General features: G+C 71.6%; 3 protein-coding genes. 1 reads left to right on the top strand and 2 read right to left on the bottom strand.

The genetic code is table 11. The features are described 5' to 3' along the window. Positions 1 to 161: 161 nt before the first annotated feature. On the bottom strand, positions 162 to 1,037 hold the full coding sequence (locus P1P70_RS41240; RefSeq protein WP_319247117.1) for a response regulator transcription factor: 876 nt from the start codon (positions 1,035 to 1,037) through the stop codon (positions 162 to 164). Continuing rightward, positions 1,034 to 2,359, bottom strand: coding sequence for a PspC domain-containing protein (locus P1P70_RS41235; protein ID WP_319247115.1), 1,326 nt, complete (start codon positions 2,357 to 2,359; stop codon positions 1,034 to 1,036). Before P1P70_RS41235 ends, P1P70_RS41240 begins: the two co-directional genes overlap by 4 nt. A 131-nt stretch (positions 2,360 to 2,490) precedes the next feature. Between P1P70_RS41235 and P1P70_RS41230 the strand changes: the two genes are divergently transcribed. Then, a complete protein-coding gene (locus tag P1P70_RS41230) occupies positions 2,491 to 3,993 on the top strand; it encodes a PspC domain-containing protein (RefSeq protein WP_319247113.1) in 1,503 nt (500 codons plus the stop codon). Positions 3,994 to 4,433: the final 440 nt, after the last annotated feature.

Raw genomic sequence — 4,433 nt, 5'->3', positions numbered from 1 at the left:
GTCCAAGGATAAGACGGCAAACGGTATTTCTGCCTGTCTCGTGGGCCAGGAGATGTGTACAAGAGGCCGCTCCAACCGCCACGACCTGTCGAGATGGGCGACGGAACGCCGTCTGGTGTGAGACCGGAGGCCCCGGCACGTCCGCGCCGGGGCCTCCGGTCTCACACCAGACGGCGTGCCGTCGCCCATCTCGTCAGCTCGTGGCGGTTGGAGAGCTGCAGCTTCCGCAGGACGGCGGACACGTGGGACTCCACCGTCTTCACCGAGATGTAGAGCTGCTTGGCGATCTCCTTGTACGCATAGCCGCGGGCGATGAGCCGCAGCACCTCACGCTCGCGCTGGGTGAGGCGGTCGAGGTCCTCGTCGACGGGCGGGGCATCGGTGGAGGCGAAGGCGTCGAGGACGAAGCCGGCCAGGCGGGGAGAGAAGACCGCGTCGCCTTCCTGGACCCGGAAGATGGAGTTCACCAGGTCCGAGCCGGTGATCGTCTTGGTGACGTAGCCGCGTGCACCGCCCCGGATCACTCCGATCACGTCCTCCGCCGCGTCCGACACGGACAGGGCGAGGAAGCGGACGGGCTGCTCGGCGTCCGCCATCAACGACGAACAGCGGCGCAGGACTTCGACGCCGCCGCCGCCGGGCAGGTGCACATCGAGGAGCACCACCTCGGGCCGCGTACTCGTGATCACCGAAACCGCCTGATCCACGTCGGGGGCCTCCCCGACCACCTCCACACCCGTGCGCTCCGTCTGCCCGATCTCGGCCCGCACACCGGTACGGAACATGCGGTGGTCGTCCACCAGCACGACCCGGACATGCCGCCCGGGGACGGACGGTCCCGGTGCGGAGGGAGCGGCCGGTGCCGTGGGTGCGGTGGGCTCCGCGGTGCCGTCGGGCGTGTCCTGCCGGGCGGGTTCACCGGGCAGGCCCTCGGCCGAACCGGTGCCCCGCGCGGCCGAACCTCCCGGGCCCCCGCTCGGCGTCGTGCCCGAACCGCCCTGTGCAGCAGTGTCGTTGGCCCCGTTCGCGTCACTCATGACGTCGTCTCCGCCCTCTCCATCTCCAGCTCGACCTCCGTGCCGCCGTCCGGTACGGCACGGAGCCGTGCTGTGCCTCCGTTGCGCTCCATGCGGCCGATGATCGATTCTCTGACGCCCATGCGGTCGGCGGGTATCGCGTCGAGGTCGAACCCTGGGCCGCGGTCGCGAACGGACACGAAAACCGTCCTTCCCTCGACCTCGGCGTAGACCTGCACGGCGCCGCCCTCGCCACCGTACTTGGCGGCGTTCACCATCGCCTCGCGCGCGGCCTGCATCTGCGCGGTCAGTCCCTCGTCGAGGGGGCAGTCGCCGACGACCACGACCTCTATGGGGACGCCGTGCTTGTCCTCGACCTCGGCCGCGTTCCGCCGGACTGCCTCGGCGAGGGTGTCGGGCTCGTCGGCCTCGTCCTTGCCCGTGCCCTCGGGCTTGTACAGCCAGTTCCGCAGGTCGCGCTCCTGGGCGCGGGCGAGACGGCGGACCTCGTTCGGGTTGTCCGCGTTCCGCTGTATCAGCGTCAGCGTGTGCAGCACCGAGTCATGGACATGGGCCGCGACCTCCGCGCGTTCCTGGGCGCGGATGCGCATCAGCCGCTCCTCGGAGAGGTCCTGGGTCATACGCACGAGGTACGGTCCGGCCAGCAGGGTTATGCCCACGAGGACCGCGAGCGCTGCCTGAAGGACCGAGCCGAGGTGGGCGGCCGAGCCCTGGAGGACGAATATCCCGGAGACCCCTGCGGTGACCAGCAGGACACCGGCCACGGAGCGCAGCAGCGTGATCGTGCGCCGACGACGGCCGACCTCGGCCCAGCGGGCCCGCCGCGCGTTGTCCGCCTGGCGCCAGACCAGGGCGACGCCGGCGGCGACGAGCACGGTCGGCCAGAGATACGCCGTGGCGCCCTCTCCGAGGTTCACATTGCCGACGAAGACCATGGCCACCACGACCATGAGGAGGAGGGCGACTATCTGGCCGCGGTCGGGCTTGCGGGCCACGAGTCTGCGGCGGCCGTCGGGTGAGGTCTCGGTGGCGATGGCCGGAGGCCGCTGGTTGTCGACGCCTCCCACGCCGAGCGGGACGAAGAACCAGAACGCCGCATAGACGAGGGCGCCGAGGCCGTCCGCCAGGAAGAGGCCGGCGAACACGAGCCGCACCCAGGTCACAGGCAGCCCGAGATGTCCGGCGAGCCCTCGCGCCACGCCTCCGAGCCAGCGTCCGTCGCTGCTGCGGTAGAGCTTGCGCGGGGGCCGCGGAGTGTCGACTGGCTGTGTTGCGGCTTCCGGCATGTCATCGATGTTCACACGCATGGCGGAGCGAGGCATCAGGGTCGACCCCCGAGACGCCCCTGATCTTCGGCGCAGGCGTGATCGAACACATCCCTCAAGCGGATATCAGGGTTCGACCAGGGTCATCCCGACTGCCATCGGACCGGCTCGGCGGTCACGATGGACGCATGACGGATCACCAGCACGCGGCAGCGGAGCCGGGCCCCGGCTCGGGTCCGGACGACCTGCGGCCCACCACCGAGCCGCAGGACGCCGTGCCCCCACCGGGCACGGGATCGCAGGAGCCGCGCGCGCACGGTGGCGCGGGCGCACACCCGCACGCGGGCAGGGGCACGCAGGCGGACGCGGGCGCGCCCGCGGATCGATCGGACGCAACCGGCCCCGCAGATCCGGCCGGAGACCCCGGCGCCCCGCACAGATTTCGCCGCGACCGGCGGTACAAGCTGCTGGGCGGTGTCTGTGCCGGGCTCGGGCGCCAGTGCGACATGGATCCGGTGATCTTCCGCGTGGTACTGGCGGTGCTCTCCCTGACCGGGGGCCTCGGACTCCTCTTCTACGGCTTCGCCTGGCTGTTCGTGCCGTACGACGACGAGGAGGAGAACGAGGTACGCAAGCTGCTGACCGGTCGGGTCGACGGCCAGGCCCTCACGGCCGTGCTCTTCGCGCTGGTCGGCTGCGGTGTCTTCCTCACCATGCTGGGCAACACCACCGTCCTGACCTTCTCGGTGGTCGTCTCCCTGCTCCTGGCCGGCGCGGGGTACTGGTCGCGGCACCGCGGCGCCCCCGACCCCGATCCACTGGCCGCCCAGGCGGTGGCCGATGCCCCGCCGGAGGCCCAGGCACCCCCCGTGGCCTCCGCCTACCCTTCGTGGTGGCGCGACCCCATAGTCAAGGACGGCACCCACATCGGGGGCACGGGATATCTGTGGGGCCCGTGGGAGTCCCGCGACCGGGACATAGCCGCGGCGGTCAACATCGCCCGGGGCATCCGGCCCGATCGCCAGGACATACGCGTCGCGCGTCCGCCGAAGCTGCGGGGGCCGCGCTGGATCGGCGGCTGGATCTTCCTGCTCGCACTCCTCGCGGGCGGCACAGGTACCGGCGCCACGTGGGAGGACCGCACGCTTGCCGCCAGCCTGCAGACCGGTCTGGCCTGCGCGCTGACCGTGCTCGGTCTGGGCATAGCCCTCAGTGCCTTCCTCGGCCGTACGGGAGCGGGGTCGATCTTCCTGGCCGTGGTCACGGCGGGACTCCTGGCGGGCACGGCGGCGCTTCCCTCGAACATCACCACCGACTGGGCCCGTACGAAGTGGACACCGCGGAACGCGGAGAGTGTGGCGGCCCGGTACGAGCTCGGGACCGGAGTGGGCACGCTGGACCTGTCCGGGGTGGACATACCGAAGGGAAAGTCGCTGAGCACGAGCGTGGAAGTGGGCGCGGGCAAGGTGAGGGTGGTGGTCCCACCGGACGTCACCGTGCGGCTCGACGTCGAAGTGGGCCTGGGTGACATCCAGTTGCCGGGTGACGACAAGGAGGACGTGGACGTGGCACCGGACAAGAGCGACCGGCTGACGCTGACGCCCGAGAAGGGCTCGGGCAGCGGCGGCACGCTCACCCTCGACCTCGAAGTCGGTCTGGGACAGGCGGAGGTGGCCCGTGCTGCGGCATGAGTTCCGGCCGGGGAAGCTCGTCGCCGGCCTCTTCCTCACCGCCGCCGGTGTCGTGTACCTCGGCGACGCGGGAGGCGCCTGGAATACCCCGTGGTTCGTGGTGATACCGCTTGTGGTCGGGGGGCTGTGCATCGCGGGGGCGGTCGCTTCTCTGCACCATGAGATACGGGGGCGCCGACGGGCGGGGCGGCCGGGAGCCACGGGGCCGACGGGGCCGGGAGGACCGGCGGGTACGGCGGGAACGTCCGGGGCGGCGAGCACGGATGGGCGCGGCTGAGGGCAGGAAGGCACAGCTGAGAGGGGGCGGCGGGGCCGAGGGTAGGCAGGCGCAGTTGAGAGGCCGGGGGCGCGGGCGGAGCCGAGGGTAGGCAGGCGCAGTCGCGAGCGGGCGGCGCGGCCGAAAGGAAGGCGGGCACGGCTGAGAGCGGGCGGGGTACGGC

The organism is Streptomyces sp. MB09-02B (assembly GCF_033794485.1).
Classification (GTDB): Bacteria; Actinomycetota; Actinomycetes; order Streptomycetales; family Streptomycetaceae; genus Streptomyces.
Note: the sequence above shows the minus strand (reverse complement) of the source record. Positions and strands in the feature narration are given on the sequence as shown.